The organism is Nocardiopsis synnemataformans, from assembly GCF_965343085.1.
Lineage (GTDB): Bacteria > Actinomycetota > Actinomycetes > Streptosporangiales > Streptosporangiaceae > Nocardiopsis > Nocardiopsis alborubida.
In genome coordinates, this window is the sequence record NZ_CBDRFA010000021.1 from 97,444 (window position 1) to 113,299 (window position 15,856).

Below are 15,856 nucleotides of genomic sequence, written 5' to 3' on the forward strand. Positions count from 1 at the left end.
CGTGCCCGCCATCCGCAAGCCCGCCTACCTGGAGGACTTCGCGCCCTCCAAGGGGACCCTCGCGCCCCGCGCCCGCTTCTCCTCCGACGCTCCGTCCCTGGACCTCAACGGCACGTGGCGGTTCCGGCTGCTCGACCGCGCGCGGGCCGACACCGACGGGTTCGAGGAGCCCGGCCACGACGACTCCGGCTGGGCCGAGCTGCCGGTGCCCGCCCACTGGCAGATGCACGGTCACGGCGCCCCCGCCTACACCAACATCTCCTACCCCTTCCCGATCGACCCCCCGTACGTGCCCGACGACAACCCGACCGGCGACCACCGGCGCGTCTTCGACCTGCCGCCGGAGTGGCCCGAGGGGGCGGCGGTCCTGCGCTTCGACGGGGTCGACTCCTGCTTCCGGGCGTGGCTGAACGGCACCGAGCTGGGCTTCTCCACTGGGAGCCGCCTGGCCGCCGAGTTCGAGGTCGGCCACCTGCTGCGCCCGGGGCGCAACACCCTGGCGGTCCGCGTCCACCAGTGGTCGGCGGCCAGCTACCTGGAGGACCAGGACATGTGGTGGCTGTCGGGGATCTTCCGCGACGTCACCCTCCTCGCCCGGCCCGTCGACGGGGTCGGCGACCTCGCGGTGAGCGCCGCCTACGACCACACCGCGGGCACGGGGACCCTGCGCGTGGACGTGGCCGGGTCCGCCGACGCCCTGGTCAGCGTCCCCGAACTGGGGCTGGTGGACGCCGCCGCCGGTGTGGACCACGAGGTCGGCGCGGTCGAGCCGTGGTCGGCCGAGGCGCCCCGCCTGTACGACCTGGAGGTGCGCACACCGGGGGAGCGGGTCCGGGCGCGGACGGGCTTCCGGACCGTGGAGGTCTCCGGCGGACTCCTGCGGGTCAACGGCCGCCCGCTGCTGCTGCGGGGCGTGAACCGCCACGAGTGGCACCCCGACCACGGCCGCGCCGTGCCCCGGGAGACCATGCGCGAGGACGTGCTGCTGATGAAGCGGCACAACGTCAACGCCGTGCGCACCAGCCACTACCCGCCCCACCCCGACTTCCTCGACCTGTGCGACGAGCTGGGCCTGTGGGTCGTGGACGAGTGCGACCTGGAGACCCACGGGTTCGAGGAGGTCGGCTGGCGCGGCAACCCCTCCGACGACCCGCGCTGGCGCGAGGCCTACCTGGACCGGATGCGCCGCACCGTCGCGCGCGACCGCAACCACCCCAGCGTCATCCTGTGGTCCCTGGGCAACGAGGCCGGGACCGGGGAGAACCTGCGGGCCATGGCGGAGTGGACCCGCGGACACGACCCCTCCCGGCCGGTCCACTACGAGGGGGACCGCGACAGCGCGTACGTGGACGTGTACTCGCGCATGTACGCGCCGCACGACGAGGTGGACGCCATCGGCCGCCGCGAGGAGGCGCCGACCGCCGACCCGGCCGCCGACGCACACCGGCGCGGACTGCCGTTCATCCTGTGCGAGTACGGGCACGCCATGGGCACCGGACCCGGCGGACTGGAGGAGTACCAGCGGCTCTTCGAGGGGCACGAGCGCTGCCAGGGCGGGTTCGTCTGGGAGTGGATCGACCACGGGGTCCGCCGCCGCGAGCCGGACGGCACCGCGTGGTTCGCCTACGGGGGCGACTTCGGCGAGGCGCTGCACGACGGCAACTTCGTCGCTGACGGCCTGCTGCTGCCCGACCGCACGCCCAGCCCCGGGCTGGAGGCCTACGCCAAGACCGTCGAGCCGGTCCGCGTGGTCCCCGACCCGGCCGCCGGGACCGTCCGCGTCACCAACACCTGGGACTTCCGGGACACCGCGGGCCTGGTCTTCGCCTGGCGGGTCGAGGGGGAGGGAACCCTGCTGGGGGAGGGGGTCCTGGACGTGCCGGTGCTCGCGGCCGGGGAGAGCGCCGAGGCGGCGCTGCCCGCGCTGCCCGAGCCGTCCGGGGAGACCTGGCTGACCGTGTCCGTCCGGCTGGCCGGGGACCAGCCCTGGGCCCCGGCCGGGCACGAGCTGGCCTGGGGCCAGGCCGAGGTGGGCGCTTCCGGGGCACGGGGTGCGGAAGCGCCGGACACGTCGGAGGGGTCGGAGGGGCCGGGTGCGCCGGGGGAGTCGGGCGCCCGGACGGGGACGGAGGGGAGCGCCGTGCTTCCGGCGTCCGCTGCCGGGGACGGTTCCGCCGCGCCCGCGCCGTCCGTCGCGGAGGACGGCACCGTGCGGATCGGCCCCGGCCTGCTGGACGCGGGGACCGGCGCGCTACTCCGCGTCGGCGGCCTGTCCGTGGACGCGCCGGTCGTGGACCTGTGGCGTGCCCCGACCGACAACGACGTGGCCCGGCACGGGGACTCCGTGGCCGTCCCGTGGCGCGCGGCGGGACTGCACCGGCTCACCGAACGCCTGCTGTCCACCGGCTGGGAGGACGGTGAGTTCGTCGTCCGGACGCGGCTGGCCCCGGCGGCCCAGGAGTTCGGCATGCGCGCCGCCTACCGGTGGGGCACCGACGGGGAGCGCCTGCTCCTGACCGTGGAGGCCGAGGCGGAGGGGGAGTGGCCCTGTCCGCTGCCGCGCTTCGGCGTGCACGTCGGCCTGCCCTCCTCGCTGGGGGAGGCGGAGTGGTTCGGCCGCGGACCGGGGGAGGCCTACCGGGACGTGTCCCAGGCCGCGCGGGTCGGCCGCTTCTCCGGCACGGTCGACGGCCTCCAGACGCCCTGTCTGCGGCCCCAGGAGAACGGCAACCGCATGGACGCCAGGTGGCTCGTCCTGCGGGCGGCGGACGGGACGGGCCTGCGGGTGGAGGGCGACCCGGTGTTCGACTTCACCGCGCGCCGCTGGGACACGGCGGCGCTCGACGCGGCCGACCACCCGCACGAGCTGGTCCCCGGCGACCGGATCCACCTGCACCTGGACCAGGCGCACCAGGGCGTTGGCTCAGCCTCGTGCGGCCCCGGGGTGCTCCCCGCCCACCGCCTGGCCGCCGGGAGCCACCGGCTCCGGCTCGCCCTGGTCACGCTGGGCTGAGGTTCCGGACGGCGGTCGCCGCGCGGTGGCGAGCTGGATCAGCACCACCGCCGCGACCGCCGCCAGGGCGCCCGCCGCCTGTACGGGGGTGAGCTCCTCCCCGAGGACCAGGAAACCCAGGACCGTGGCGGTCAGCGGGCTGGCCAGGGACAGGAAGGACACGGTCACCGCGGGCAGGCGTTCCAGTCCCCGGAACCAGATCGCGTAGGCCAGCAGGGCGCCGACCACGCTCAGGTAGGCGAACCCGAGCACGTTCGGCGCGGTGACGCGGTCGGGCAGGCCCTCCACCAGCAGGGCCGCGGGGGCCAGGAGGAGCCCGCCCGCGGCCAGCTGCCAGCCGGTCATGGCCAGGACGCCCACGCCCGGCGGGCGCCCCCACCGCTTGGTGAGCACGACCCCGGTGGCCATGGAGGCCGCGGCGGCCAGCCCGGCCAGCACCCCGACCGGGTTCAGCGCGGTTTCCGGGCCCAGGACGAGCAGGGCCACGCCCGTCGCGCCGAGCAGGGTGGCCACGACGTGGACCGGTCGGATCCGGTCGCCGAGCAGCAGCGCGGCCAGGACCAGCACCAGCAGCGGCTGCACCGACGTCACCAGGGCCGCCACGCCGCCGGGCAGCAGGTAGGCGGTGACGAAGAGCAGGTGGAGGAACACGCCGATGTTGAGCGTGCCCAGGACCGCGGCGCGCCACCACCACGCGCCCGAGGGCAGGGTCCGCGTCACGGCCAGCAGCACCAGCCCGGCGGGCAGGGCGCGCACGGCGGAGGCGAGCAGGGGGCGGTCGGGCGGCAGGAGTTCGGTGGTGACCAGGTAGGTGCTGCCCCACACGGCCGGAGCCAGGGCCGTGACCAGGGAGTCCAGGGCGAGGCGTCCGCGGCTCACACCAGTGCCCTTCCGTGGCGTTCGCCGAACACGACGTGCTCGCGTGACCGGCGTCCGGGGTGGGCCCTGCTCTCGGCCGGGTAGCCGACGGAGAGCAGGAGGGCGACGGCGAGGTCGTCCCGGTGGTCGGCGCCGATGACCTTCCTGACCTCGGCCTCGTCCCAGCCGTTCATGGGGGAGGTGCCCAGTCCCGCGTCGGCGGCGGCGAGCATCACGTAGGTCGCGGCGATCACGGCGTCCTTGACCGCGTACTCGCGGAGCAGCCCGCGCGCGGCCAGGTCGCCCTGGAAGTCGGCCCCGACGGTGGCGGTCATGCGGGCGAAGTCGTCGTTCCACGCCCCGTTGCGCGTGGCCGTCCCGCAGATGTCGTCCAGGGCCCCGCGCCAGGACTCGTTCTCGGCGACGAAGACCAGGGTGACGGGGGCCTCGCGGACCTGGCGCTGGCCGTTCGCGGCACGGGCGAGGGCCTCCCGGTTGTCGGGGTCGCGGACCGCGACCACCGAGCGGGACTGGAAGTTCCAGCTGGAGGGGGTCTCCACGGCCATGTCCAGGAGCTCGTCGAGCAGCGGTCCGGGGAGGGGGTCGGGAAGGAAGCGGCGGACACTGCGCCGGGAGCGGATGATCTCGGCGACGGGGAGGTTCCTGCTCATCGGAGCAAACCTTTCGATATCGAACATTTCGATGTCGAAAGGTTAGGGCGGGGTGCTCCGGTCCGTCAAGACCGCGCCGCTATGATCGCCGGATGAACGACGCCCTCGACGTTTTCCTCAGCCAGTGGGCCCGTGAGCGCCCGGACGTGGACGCGGCTCCGATGGGGGTCATCGGGCGGATCAAGCGGGCCAACCGGCTGCTGTCGCGGGGCGTTGAGGACTTCTTCGCGGAGGAGGGCCTGGAGGTCTGGGAGTTCGACGTGCTGGCCACGCTCCGTCGCTCGGGCGCGCCCCACCGCCTGGCCGCCAAGGAGCTGGTCGCCATGGCCATGGTCGGCTCCGCCGCCATGACCCACCGGGTGGACCGGCTGGTCGACCGGGGCCTGGTCACCCGGGGGATCGATCCCGACAACCGGCGCCGCGTTCTGGTGGAACTCACTCCCGAGGGGCTGGCCCTGGTGGACCGGGTCCTGGAGGGGCACGTCGCCAACGAACTGCGCCTGCTCGGCGGGCTCGACGCCGGGCAGCGCGAGCAGTTGGAGGGGCTGCTGCGCACGCTGCTGCTCTCCCTGGGGGACACCCTGCCGGAGGGGGGCGGAGGCTGACGGCCGGGAGCCACCGGCTCCGGCTCGCCCTGGTCACGCTGGGCTGAGGTTCCGGACGGCGGTCGCCGCGCGGTGGCGAGCCGGATCAACACCACCGCCGCGACCGCCGCCAGGGCGCCCGCCCTCCGCCCGGAACCGGGCGACCCGGTCCGCACGGGCGCGAGGGCCCTGTCCGGAGCCGGGAGACCGCGTTCGTGACCGGGAAACCGCGAAGGAGGGGTGGCCGCGGCCCCGGGGCGCTGCTGCGATGGAACCCCCACCACGAAAGGGGTTCCGCCCATGGCAGAGCCGACCGGACCCGCCGCCTCCCCCGCCCGGGGAGCCCCCCGGATCGACCACAGGTCCCTACGCGCCGACCTGCGCCGCCTGATACCCGACACCGCCGCGGCCCTCGCCGTCACCCTCGCCCTCTTCGTCCTCCTCTACTCCCGCGTCGAAGCGGGCACCTCGCAGACCCTCGTGGTCATGCCCTTCCTCGCCGACGCGGGCGAGTACTGGCTGTACTGGCTCTGCCAGGCCTTCGGCTGGTCCGGCCTGCTCTGGGCCTGGATCACCGTCATGCTCGGCCTGCTCCGCTCGACCGCCCCCCTGCCAGGGTCGCCGGTCTCCCACGCCCGGATCGAACGCTGGCACCGGGTCACGAGCCTGACCACCATCGGGCTCATGTTCGCCCACGCCCTCGCGTTCTTCCTCGAACTCGTCCGGGACAACGAGTACGGACTGGGCTGGGGCGGGCGCCTGTCCTCCGCGTTCGTGGAGACCTTCGTGCCCGGCGGCTACTCCTCCGGGACCGGACAGGTCGCCATCCTGATCGGCCTGATCGCCCTCTACCTGGCGATCCCGCTCAGCCTCGCCTACTACGTGCGCTTCTGGACCGGGACGCGCCTGTGGCGGGCCCTGCACCGGTTCGTCATCGTCGTCTACGCGCTCAGCGTGTGGCACACCCTGCTCTACGGCACGAACGTGTGGTTCGACGGCTGGTTCCGCACCGCGGTGTGGGCGCTCCAGCTTCCTGTGGCCCTCCTGCTACTGGCCCGGCTGCTGGCGCCGCTGCGCGCGGACGAGCGCTTCGCCCCGGGCGACCTCGCCGGCGGGCGGCGGCTCAGGGCGCTCGCCCGCGCGGGGGCGCGCCTGGGCGTCGCGGCCACCGTCGTCGTCCTGCTCGCCGTGACCGTCACCGGCCGCGACGGGGGCAGGACTCCGGGGGCCGAGAGCGGGGAGATGCTCGTCGGCGCCGACGCCGTCTGGGGCGGGCTCGCCCTCCTGCTCACGGTGATCGGGGCGGTCGTCCTCGCGCTGCGCGGGCGCCCCACCCGGGAGTGAGGCGGGCGCACACGCGGGCGGGGAGGCACTGACCGGTGCCTCCCCGCCTGGATCGCGCGGACTCCCTACTTCCCCGGCTTGTCGTCCCGGGTCAGGGCGTCCTTGGCCTTCTCGCCCGCCTGCTTGAACTTCGAGGTGCTCTTCTCGGCCTTGCCCTCGGCCTGCCACTGCTGGTTGTCCGTGGCCTCGCCGAGCTTCTCCTTGGCCTTGCCCTTGAACTCGTCGGCCTTGTTCCTGGCCTGGTCGCCTGCGGACATGTGGAACTCCTCCTCGGTGTTCGCTCCTGTGGGCAGACCTGACCGCCGGACGGGGGCACGAACCGTGCTCACGATAAAAATTCCGACAAAAAGGGCAAAAGAGGGGCGTTGCCTAGGCTCCGGGGGCGATCGTGGCCACCGAGTCGAACGGGGCGTGTGTGTCCACCCGGTGGCTGATGCCCTCGCGCACCATCTCCTTGGCCACGTCCGCGGCCGGTCCCACCTCGCCGCCCTTGGCCAGCTCGGCGGTGATCGCGGCGGCGAAGGTGCAGCCCGCGCCGCTCACCCTGGCGTTCCCGATCTTCGGGGCGCTGAGGACGGTCGTCTCCTCGCCGTCGAAGTACACGTCCACCGCGTCCGTGCCCGGCAGCTCCACGCCGCCCTTGACGATGACGTGCCGCGGTCCCAGCTCGTGGATGCGGCGGGCGGCCTCGACCAGGTCGTCCACCGTCTCCAGCGCCTCCATCCCCGCGAGGGTGCGCGCCTCGAAGAGGTTGGGCGTGATCACGGTGGCCAGCGGCAGGATCTGCGCGGTGAGCGCCTTGTCGGTGTCCAGGGCGGCGCCCGGCTCCTGGCCCTTGCAGATCAGCACGGGGTCCAGGACCACGTGTCGCCACGGCTGGCGCCGGAGCCCCTCGGCGACCACGTCGATGGTGTCTGGGGTGCCGAGCATCCCGATCTTGACCACGTCCAGGTCGTGGCAGGAGGTCGCCGCCTCGATCTGGTCGGCGATGACCTCGGGGGCCACGGGGACGAAGCGGTGGCCCCAGCCGTTCTTCGGGTCGAAGGACACGATGCAGGTGATCGTCCCCATGCCGTAGACGCCCAGCTCCTGGAAGGCCTTGAGGTCGGCCTGGATACCGGCGCCGCCGGTGGCCTCCGACCCTGCGATCACGTACGCGCGGTTGGTCATCGGGAAACCCCCTCGTTTCGGTGTGCTGTCGCGGAGCCCGCGGTCCCCACCTGCCCGCGAACCCCCGAACAATTGCACCACAGCGGACAGACCGGACGTTCCCCCAGCTCGCGGCGGCCGCTCCGCGACGCTCGGGCCGCGTCGTAGGGAGCGGGCACACTGGGGCGTGTCGGAGTCGGGCTCCGCCCCGCCCGGCTGACGGCGGTGAGCGCGGACGGGCCGCCGATCGTCTCGGCCCGCGACCGGATCTCCCGTGCGGCGCGGACCCTCCTGCCGCTCGACGACGAACGCCGCGCCGAGCTGACCGTGTGGCTGGAGTTCCTCCCGACCACGATGACCGACCCGGAGATGTCGCGCCCGCACAGGGACACCACCGCGGACCTGGTGGGCGTGTTCGCGCAGGCGATGGGCGAGGCGGTGCGCCGGGGCGAACTCCCGCCCGGCACGGACACGGCGGCCGAGGCCGCCGGGCTCGTCGCCCTCGTGGACGGCCTGACCGTGCACCACCTCGTCACCGGCGACGACACCGGCCGCCCACCTGGCCGACACCGGACCGTGGTGGGTGATGGGGCCGTGGGCGTCGGGTGTGCGCCCTGCTCCTGACCGTGTCGACGCTCTGGCTGTGCCGCTTCCGGGCGGGGCCGCTGGAGGTGTTGCGGAAGGCGGTGCTGGCGCGGGTGCCCGAACGCCGCTGACCACCCCGGCGCGGGGCCCTCCGGAGGGGGAGGGCCCCGCGTGCGGTGTCCACTGCGGCCCACCGGCACACCGGCCCGGCGCGTGGAGCTCCGGGCGAACGGCCGTCCGTGGACCCGGCGGTGTTCGGGGTGGGCCCGGTCAGATCTGGTAGACGGGGGTCTGGGGAGCGTCCCACCCCGTGGGGGTGCCCTTGGACTCGAAGAAGTCGCCGCCCTTGCGCAGGGAGTCGTCGGTGCCCCAGGCCTCGTCGCGCCCGACCTTGCGCAGGTGCGGGATGTGCTTGCGGCAGTGGATGTAGGCCTCCTCCACGTGCACCACGGTCCACAGCACCGCCTTCTGCCCCGGGACCTCGGGCTCGGGCAGGCCGCGGACGTGGCGCCGCAGCTCCACGTCCTCCAGCAGGGACGCGCGGCCGTTGACGTGCAGCCCGATGCGGTCGTGCGTGAAGTCCAGGAACATCAGGCCCACGTGCGGGTTCTCCAGGATGTTGCCCGAACTGGCGAAGACGCCGTTCCCCCGGAACTCGGGGTAGGTCAGGGTGTGCTCGTCGATCACGTGGACGAAGCCGGGCGGTCCCGCGCGGAAGCTGGAGTCGCACTCGCCGCGCCGGTCGGAGGTGGCGATGAACATCATCTCCTGGCGGGCGACGAACTCGCGCATGCGCGGGTTCAGGTGGTCGAGCATCTGGTCTCGGTAGAAGCGTTCGGCGCGTTCGCTCGTGCCGTTCAGCGCCTGGACGCGGTGCTCACCCTCGCTGCCGGGGACGTGCCGTGGGGAGGTCTCGCGCATCACTGCCTCTCGATGGACTGGTGGGGCTGGTGTGACTGGCCAGGGACGGAAGGGCCGCTGGTGTCGGGGAGAAGGGGTGTCGGGGAAGGGGCGCGGGCGCACCGCGCGGGGTGTCGGGGTGCCGGTCGGCGCGTCGGGGCGCTGCCCGGCGTGTCGGGGCGTCGGTCAGCGCGCCGCGGCACGGCTCAGCGTGTCGGGGCGTCGGCCCGCCGGTAGGGGGAGGACGCGTCGGCGGAGGGGTCGGGCGCGGGGGACGCGGGGCGCTCTCCGGCCGTGGACGCGGCGGTTCCGTCGTGCCGGGCCGTCCCGGATCCTCCGGACCGAGCCTCCCGGGTCCCGCCGGAGCGGGCGGCCTCGGCCTCGCGCGCGCCCGCGAGCATGTTGGCGGTGATCCACTCGTAGACCACGATCCAGGCCGAGCTCATGGAGGAGGACCAGGTCGGCGAGACCTCGCTGACCGCGCGCACCAGGGCGCGGCCCACGAAGGGGTAGTGCTCGGGCTTGATGTCCATGTCCCGCTTGTGCTGGGCGCCCAGCCGCCTCAGGTACCCGGCGACCTCCTCGGGATCGTCGAGGTAGCGGACGACCTCCAGCAGGGCGAAGGCCATGCGCTCCTTCTGCGTCTGCATGTTCGCGGGGAACATGTCACGGACGGCGGGCGCCATCTCGAACAGGTTCTGGTAGAAGCGGTCGGCCAGGCGGGTGGAGCCGGGCGGTAACGCGGAGCACGACTGCCGGACCGCCTCGATGACGGCGGGGGCTGGGAGCGGGACCTCTTCGATGGAACGGGGAGACAAGGAAGCCTCCAATCGGGTTGCGGAAAGGGCTGTGCCACGGGGCGCACGTACCACCGTGGTGACGGAGCGCAGTCATGCTGGAGGTGCGGGCACGCGTCTCCCGCCGGTTCTCCGGCCGGGGCGGACACGTGCGGGTCCGGTACGCGCGGAACCGAGTGATCGGGCGCACGCGCGCGGAGGGGCCTCAGCTCACCGCTGGACCGGCGGTCGCCCGGGGGACGGATGCGTCGGCCTGACGGCCGGTCCCGCCCTTCGGCTGCTCCCAGCCTCCGGCACTCCTGACGGGGCCGTGTGCGCGGGCTGGGACGAAGGGAACGGACGTAGCGCTCCTTCGGCAGTAGCGGGGGCGTCGGGAACCCTCATCGCTGCCTCGTCTTCTTCCGGATTCAGCGTCCATCCGAGGTTCGGATGGCTGTGAATGCCACGTGAGGGGTAAACAACGGTCGTTTCAACGCCTGCTACCCCCTTTGCTGTGTCTGTTGTGGCAATGTAACAGAAATGTCGACGTTTGAGGATATTACCCTCTGGTAGCGCATGAGTCCACAGTGCTACCTCAGTTCTCTGCCATAACTTTCTTCCTTCGTGTAACAGACGACCTCCGTGCGCCGTCCGGACGGAGCGCGTCAACCGATCGGTTGACGCCGCGATCCACCGATCCCGTGGCCGTGCGGGCGATGTCCGGCACGCCCTCGCCGGGCGATGCTCGGGGCATGCCGATCATCGACGTCAGGAACCTGCACAAGCGCTACGGGGAGAAGGTCGTCGTCGACGACGTGTCCTTCTCCGTCGAGGAGGGCGAGATCTTCGGGATCCTCGGCTCCAACGGGGCCGGCAAGACCACCACGGTCGAGTGCGTCGCGGGGATGCGCCCCACCGACTCCGGGTCGATCACCGTGCTCGGCCGGGACCCGAGGCGGGAGCGGGACGAGGTCCGCCAGCGCCTCGGCGTGCAGCTCCAGGAGGCGCGGCTGCCCGACCGGCTGAGGGTCGGGGAGGCCCTCGACCTCTACGCCTCGTTCTACCGCTCCCCGGCCGACACCGGGGAGCTCATGGAGAGGCTGGGGATCGCCGACAAGCGCGACACCCAGTACCGCAGGCTGTCCGGGGGACAGAAACAGCGGGTGTCCATCGCCCTGGCCCTCGTGGGCCGCCCCGCGGTGACCATCCTCGACGAGCTGACCACGGGCCTGGACCCGCAGGCGCGGCGGGACACCTGGGGCCTCGTCGAGGACGTGCGCGACTCCGGCGTCACGGTCGTGCTCGTCACGCACTTCATGGACGAGGCCGAGCGCCTCTGCGACCGGCTCGCGCTGATCGACTCGGGCCGCATCGCCGCCCTGGACACCCCGTCCGGGCTCGTCACGCGGGCCAGCCCGGAACAGCAGGTGACCTTCCGCGCGCCCCCGGAGTTCGACGAGCAGATCCTCGCCGCGCGGCCCGAGGTGGTCTCCGCGCACCGCAGGGGAACCCAGGTCCGGGTGGCCGGGCAGGGCAACCTGCTCCACGCCGTGACCTCCGTCCTGGCCCGCGAGCACGTCGTCGCCGAGGACCTGCGCGTCGAGCGCTCCAGCCTGGACGACGCGTTCGTCGCCCTGACCGGACGGGCCCTCGAATCATGAGCACCGACACCAGAAGGGGAACCCCCGTGCCCACCCTGTTGCGCGTCACCGTGACCGAGGCCCGGCTGCTGACGCGCGAGCCCGTGGCGGTCAGCGTCGGGATCCTGCTGCCCACCGTGCTCCTGCTGGGGCTCGGCGCGCTGCCGACGCTGCGGGAACCCGCCCCGGAGTTCGGCGGCCTGCGCTTCGTCGACACCTGGGCTCCCATGGCCCTGATCCTCGGCATGGGGATCCTGTGCGTCCAGCACCTGCCCTCCGTCCTGGCCGCCTACAGGGAGAAGGGCGTGCTGCGCCGGATGTCGACCACGCCGATGCACCCCGGGACGCTCCTGACCGCGCAGATCATCGTGGTGTTCGCGGCGGCGGCCGTCTCCGCCGTGCTTCTGGTGCTGTCCTCCTGGCTGGTCCTGGACGTCGAACCGCCGAGCCAGCCGCTGCTGTTCACCGCCACGTTCGTCGTCGGAGCCGCCTCGCTCATCGCGCTGGGGGTCCTCATCGCCGCCGTGGCGCCCAGCGCGAACGCGGCCAACGGCCTGTCGATGGTCCTGTACATGCTGGTGCTGCTCGTGGGCGGGGTCTTCCTGCCGTCGCACGTCATGCCCGGCTTCCTGGCGCGCATGGGTGAGTTCACGCCCCCCGGCGCGCAGCTCCTGCTGGAGAGCTGGTCGGGTAGCGCCGGGGACGCGGGGCTCCCACAGCTCGTCCAGCTGGCGATAATGGCGGGGGTCGCCGTGGCGGCCGCCGCGCTGGCGGCCAGACTGTTCCGATGGGAGTGAGCGGCGGATGAGCCGACGGAGCACCGTGACGGACGGGGAGGACGCCGTCCGGGACTGGGACCGGTGGTGGGACGGGTTCGTCGCCGTCGTCCCCTGGGCCCTGCTGCTGCCCTCGGCGGCGCTGGTCCTGTCCCAGCCGGTGTCGGACTGGACCGAGCACGCGGTCACCGTCGGACTGACCGCGCTCGCCGCCGCCTGGGTGCTCCTCGGGCACGCGCCGCCGTGGCGGGACGGCCGTCCGCTGCTCTCCGGGATCCACTTCGCGGTGCTCCTCGCGCTGGCCTGGGCGCTGATGGCGCGCGACATCCTGTTCCTGATGTTCGGGATCGCGCTGTTCTTCCGCGCCATGGTGCTGCCCCGGCAGCTGACCTTCGTCGGGATCGCGGCCACCGCGATCGCGCTGTACACCAACACCATGGGGTTCCCCGGGACGAACGCGGAGCTGCCGTTCCTGGAGCACCTGTTCATCTACGTCGGCGTGATCACCATCCAGACCGTGGCCGTCGGCGGAGGACTCGTGATGGCGTCCAAGACCGCCGAGCAGCACCGGGAGCGCCGGGTGACGGTGGCCAGGCTGGAGGCGGCCCTGGAGGAGAACGCCGGGCTGCACGCGCAGCTGCTCACCCAGGCCCGGGAGGCCGGGGTGCTGGACGAGCGCCAGCGGATGGCGCGCGAGATCCACGACACCCTGGCCCAGGGGCTCGCCGGGATCGTGACGCAGATCCAGGCGGCGCAGCGGGTGTGGGAGGACCCCGGGGCGGCGCGTCCGCACGCGGACCGGGCGCTCAGCCTGGCTCGGGAGAGCCTGACCGAGGCGCGGCGTTCCGTGCAGGCGCTGCGCCCCGGGCAGCTGGCGGAGAGCCAGCTGCCCGAGGCCCTCGGCGAGCTCACCCGCCGCTGGGCGGAGGAGCACGGCGTCCGTCCCGTCCTCGACGTCACCGGCGAACGCGTCGCCCTGAGCCCGGCGATCGAGGTGGTCCTCTTCCGGGTGGCCCAGGAGGCGCTCACCAACGTCGCCAGGCACGCCGACGCCTCGCGCGTGGGCGTGACCCTGTCCTACGCCGACGACGTCGTCCTGCTCGACGTGCGCGACGATGGCAGGGGCATCACGGGAGACAACCAGCACGGGTTCGGGCTCAGGAGCATGCGCCAGCGCGTCCGCGGGATCGGAGGAACGGTGGAGATCGAGAGCGGTGAGGGGGAGGGCACCGCCGTCAGCGCCACGGTGCCCGCGCTCCCGGTGGAGGCGGCGTGATCCGGGTCCTGATCGCCGACGACCACCCCGTCGTGCGCGACGGCCTGCGCGGCGCGTTCATCGCGCAGGACGACATCGAGGTGGTCGGCGAGGCCGCCAACGGCCGTGAGGCGGTCGAACTGGTCGGGAGGCTCGCCGTCGACGTGGTGCTGATGGACCTGCGCATGCCGGTCCTCTCCGGCGTCGAGGCGATCGCCGCCCTGTCCCGCGAGTGGCCGGACGTGCGCGTCCTCGTCCTCACCACCTTCGACAGCGAGAGCGACGTGTTCCCGGCGATCGAGGCCGGAGCCACCGGCTACCTGCTCAAGGACGCCTCTCCCGACGAACTCCTGCGCGGGGTGCGCGCGGTGCACCGGGGGGACTCCGTCCTGGCGCCGACCGCGGTGAGGCACCTGATGGGGCAGGTCCGCAGACCCGCCGGCCAGAGTCTGAGCGACCGTGAGCTGGAGGTGCTGGGGCTCGTCGCCGACGGCGCGTCCAACCGGGCCGCGGCGGCGCGGCTGTTCATCAGCGAGGCGAGCATCAAGACCCACCTCCAGCACGTGTACAACAAGCTCGGCGTGCGCGACCGGGCCGCGGCGGTCGCCGAGGCCTACCGCCGGGGTCTTCTCGGGTAGACGGTGTGGCGTGGGCCACATCCGGAAGGGTGAACCGGGGTGGAGGCCGGGCGCTACGTACTCCTCGACAGCGAGTTCCGAGTCCGAGGAGACACCATGGCAGCCGCGCCCGACACGGGAGTCCGGGCACCCCGACGTGACGACCCCTCCCTGTTCACGGTCACCGCCGTCGAACTGGCCCGGATGCGGCGCGGGTTCCCGCTCTGGTTCACGCTCGGGCTCCCGTGCGTGCTGGTGCTCCCCCTGGGCCTGATCTCGTTCACCTCTCCCGAGGGACAGGCCGGACAGGTGTGGAGCGTCTGGTCCGGGGTCGTCGCGGTGTTCTGGGGCGTCTCGCTGCCGATGGTCAGCGCGCTGTACGCGTCGACGGCCGCGCGTCAGGACGAGGGCGCTCGGGCGGTGCTCTACGGTTACGCCGTTCCCCGGCACCGCTTCCTCCTCGGACGGTTCGCGGCACTGGCCGTTCTCGGCTTCTGCCAGGCCGTCCTGCTCGTGGCGCTGTTCGCACCGCTGGGGGCGGTGATGGAGGGGCCGCACGTCATCGGCGCGACCGCGCTGTCGGTCCTGCTGCCCTGGGCGGCGTCCCTGGGCTCGTTGGCGTTGTGCCTGCTGGTCGCCGAGGAGTGGGGGTTCGCGCCCACCGTCTGCCTGGGTGTCCTGGGGTCGATGTTCGGTGCCCTGCTCTCCGACAAGGACGTGTGGTGGGTCGTTCCGCTGGGCTGGCCCATGACCGTGGTCGTGCCCCTCGTCGACGTCCACGCCAGCGGGGTCCCGCTGCCGGAAGGACACCCGCTCACCGACGCCGGGAACGTCCCGGTCGTCGTCGCCATGGCCCTGGGGCTCGCGGCCGTGCTGCTCGCCGTCGGCGCCCGCCGCGTCAACAGGAAGGAGCTGTAGTGGCCACCGCCGTCCGCGTCAGCGGCCTCACCAAACGCCTGGGGAGTCACCAGGCCCTCGCCGGAGCCGACCTGACGGCGGAGGCCGGTCAGGTCTACGGCCTCCTTGGCCCCAACGGAGCGGGCAAGACGACCCTGCTCAAGGTCCTCACCGGCCTGGCCCGTCCCGACTCCGGGTCCTTCGAGCTGTTCGGCTCTCCCTTCCGGCGCGGTGCCCTGCGCGAGGTCGGGGCGCTCGTCACCGAGCCGGGGCTGTGGGCCCGCTATGACGCGGTCGAGCACCTGCGCATGCACGCCCGGCTGCGCGGCGCCGACCCGGCGGGAATCCCCGGACTGTTGGAGACCGTCGGCATGGGCGAGTTCGCCGAACGCCGCGTGTCGACGTACTCGCTGGGGATGCGCTGGCGGCTGGGCATCGCCATCACGATGCTGGCCCGGCCGCGGCTGCTCGTGCTGGACGAGCCCACCAACGGCCTGGACCCGGTGGGCATGCGTGACGTGCGGACCCTGCTGCGCCGCCTCACGGGAGACGGAGTGACCATCCTGGTCTCCAGCCACAACCTCGACCAGATCGCGCACACCTGCGACCGGATCGGCGTCCTCGCCGGGGGACGCATGCGCTACGAGGGGACGCTGGACGGACTCGCGCGGGACGGTGACCTGGAGCAGGGCTTCTTCGCGCTGCTGGACCTTCTCTGAGGTGGGACGAGCGTGATGATTCTCCGCGGCGGGGCGCGAAGCGCCCCACCACCCCACCCGCGGCCCCCGGCG

17 protein-coding genes are annotated in these 15,856 nt (G+C 73.2%); 11 read left to right on the plus strand and 6 right to left on the minus strand.

The window, feature by feature from the left end; translation table 11 throughout:
- The first annotated feature begins 1 nt into the window (after position 1).
- Positions 2 to 3,013, plus strand: a complete 3,012-nt coding sequence (locus ACSIH6_RS14590) for a glycoside hydrolase family 2 TIM barrel-domain containing protein (RefSeq protein ID WP_435108818.1) — start codon at positions 2 to 4, stop codon at positions 3,011 to 3,013.
- Here the strand turns inward: ACSIH6_RS14590 and ACSIH6_RS14595 are convergent.
- Positions 2,924 to 3,892: an EamA family transporter gene (locus ACSIH6_RS14595; protein ID WP_435108819.1), complete on the minus strand. Its 969-nt coding sequence runs from the start codon at positions 3,890 to 3,892 to the stop codon at positions 2,924 to 2,926. The two genes, ACSIH6_RS14590 and ACSIH6_RS14595, sit on opposite strands and share 90 nt — an antisense overlap.
- The gene (locus ACSIH6_RS14600; protein WP_435108820.1) at positions 3,889 to 4,542 is read right to left on the minus strand and encodes a nitroreductase family protein; all 654 of its coding nucleotides are present in this window, start codon (positions 4,540 to 4,542) and stop codon (positions 3,889 to 3,891) included. Before ACSIH6_RS14600 ends, ACSIH6_RS14595 begins: the two co-directional genes overlap by 4 nt.
- A 92-nt stretch (positions 4,543 to 4,634) precedes the next feature.
- Between ACSIH6_RS14600 and ACSIH6_RS14605 the strand changes: the two genes are divergently transcribed.
- Together ACSIH6_RS14605 and ACSIH6_RS14610 are read left to right on the plus strand one after the other, a co-directional pair.
- Positions 4,635 to 5,147 (plus strand): MarR family winged helix-turn-helix transcriptional regulator, encoded by a 513-nt coding sequence (locus ACSIH6_RS14605; protein ID WP_435108821.1) that lies wholly within the window; start codon positions 4,635 to 4,637, stop codon positions 5,145 to 5,147.
- A gap of 279 nt (positions 5,148 to 5,426) precedes the next feature.
- On the plus strand, positions 5,427 to 6,470 hold the full coding sequence (locus ACSIH6_RS14610) for a ferric reductase-like transmembrane domain-containing protein (protein WP_435108822.1): 1,044 nt from the start codon (positions 5,427 to 5,429) through the stop codon (positions 6,468 to 6,470).
- Positions 6,471 to 6,535: 65 nt separating this feature from the next.
- On the opposite strand, the gene ACSIH6_RS14615 is transcribed toward ACSIH6_RS14610, so the two are convergent.
- A complete protein-coding gene (locus ACSIH6_RS14615) occupies positions 6,536 to 6,727 on the minus strand; it encodes a CsbD family protein (protein WP_435108823.1) in 192 nt (63 codons plus the stop codon).
- A 112-nt stretch (positions 6,728 to 6,839) separates the two neighbouring features.
- The gene (thiD, locus tag ACSIH6_RS14620; RefSeq protein WP_061079340.1) at positions 6,840 to 7,640 is read right to left on the minus strand and encodes a bifunctional hydroxymethylpyrimidine kinase/phosphomethylpyrimidine kinase; all 801 of its coding nucleotides are present in this window, start codon (positions 7,638 to 7,640) and stop codon (positions 6,840 to 6,842) included.
- A gap of 204 nt (positions 7,641 to 7,844) precedes the next feature.
- Between thiD and ACSIH6_RS14625 the strand changes: the two genes are divergently transcribed.
- Positions 7,845 to 8,243 carry a TetR family transcriptional regulator C-terminal domain-containing protein gene (locus ACSIH6_RS14625; protein ID WP_435108824.1) on the plus strand — a complete coding sequence of 133 codons (399 nt, stop codon included), beginning with the start codon at positions 7,845 to 7,847 and terminating at the stop codon, positions 8,241 to 8,243.
- Positions 8,244 to 8,245: 2 nt separating this feature from the next.
- Complete coding sequence (locus ACSIH6_RS14630; RefSeq protein ID WP_435108825.1) at positions 8,246 to 8,335, plus strand: hypothetical protein; 90 nt, start codon at positions 8,246 to 8,248, stop codon at positions 8,333 to 8,335.
- A 139-nt stretch (positions 8,336 to 8,474) separates the two neighbouring features.
- Here ACSIH6_RS14630 and ACSIH6_RS14635 read toward each other — a convergent pair whose 3' ends face one another.
- Together ACSIH6_RS14635 and ACSIH6_RS14640 are read right to left on the minus strand one after the other, a co-directional pair.
- Positions 8,475 to 9,125 carry a pyridoxamine 5'-phosphate oxidase family protein gene (locus tag ACSIH6_RS14635; protein ID WP_435108826.1) on the minus strand — a complete coding sequence of 217 codons (651 nt, stop codon included), beginning with the start codon at positions 9,123 to 9,125 and terminating at the stop codon, positions 8,475 to 8,477.
- Positions 9,126 to 9,310: 185 nt separating this feature from the next.
- Positions 9,311 to 9,922 carry a globin domain-containing protein gene (locus ACSIH6_RS14640; protein WP_435108827.1) on the minus strand — a complete coding sequence of 204 codons (612 nt, stop codon included), beginning with the start codon at positions 9,920 to 9,922 and terminating at the stop codon, positions 9,311 to 9,313.
- Positions 9,923 to 10,632: 710 nt separating this feature from the next.
- Between ACSIH6_RS14640 and ACSIH6_RS14645 the strand changes: the two genes are divergently transcribed.
- The 6 genes from ACSIH6_RS14645 to ACSIH6_RS14670 all read left to right on the plus strand — a co-directional run bounded on the left by ACSIH6_RS14645 (position 10,633) and on the right by ACSIH6_RS14670 (position 15,784).
- Positions 10,633 to 11,541 carry an ABC transporter ATP-binding protein gene (locus tag ACSIH6_RS14645; RefSeq protein ID WP_435108828.1) on the plus strand — a complete coding sequence of 303 codons (909 nt, stop codon included), beginning with the start codon at positions 10,633 to 10,635 and terminating at the stop codon, positions 11,539 to 11,541.
- The gene (locus tag ACSIH6_RS14650) at positions 11,538 to 12,317 is read left to right on the plus strand and encodes an ABC transporter permease (RefSeq protein WP_435108829.1); all 780 of its coding nucleotides are present in this window, start codon (positions 11,538 to 11,540) and stop codon (positions 12,315 to 12,317) included. The genes ACSIH6_RS14645 and ACSIH6_RS14650 overlap by 4 nt, the downstream gene beginning before the upstream one ends.
- 7 nt (positions 12,318 to 12,324) lie before the next feature.
- Positions 12,325 to 13,572: a sensor histidine kinase gene (locus tag ACSIH6_RS14655; RefSeq protein ID WP_435108830.1), complete on the plus strand. Its 1,248-nt coding sequence runs from the start codon at positions 12,325 to 12,327 to the stop codon at positions 13,570 to 13,572.
- Positions 13,569 to 14,189 carry a response regulator transcription factor gene (locus tag ACSIH6_RS14660; protein ID WP_435108831.1) on the plus strand — a complete coding sequence of 207 codons (621 nt, stop codon included), beginning with the start codon at positions 13,569 to 13,571 and terminating at the stop codon, positions 14,187 to 14,189. Before ACSIH6_RS14655 ends, ACSIH6_RS14660 begins: the two co-directional genes overlap by 4 nt.
- Positions 14,190 to 14,285: 96 nt before the next feature.
- On the plus strand, positions 14,286 to 15,086 hold the full coding sequence (locus tag ACSIH6_RS14665; RefSeq protein WP_435108832.1) for a lantibiotic immunity ABC transporter MutE/EpiE family permease subunit: 801 nt from the start codon (positions 14,286 to 14,288) through the stop codon (positions 15,084 to 15,086).
- The gene (locus ACSIH6_RS14670; RefSeq protein WP_435108833.1) at positions 15,086 to 15,784 is read left to right on the plus strand and encodes an ABC transporter ATP-binding protein; all 699 of its coding nucleotides are present in this window, start codon (positions 15,086 to 15,088) and stop codon (positions 15,782 to 15,784) included. The genes ACSIH6_RS14665 and ACSIH6_RS14670 overlap by 1 nt, the downstream gene beginning before the upstream one ends.
- Positions 15,785 to 15,856 lie beyond the last annotated feature (72 nt).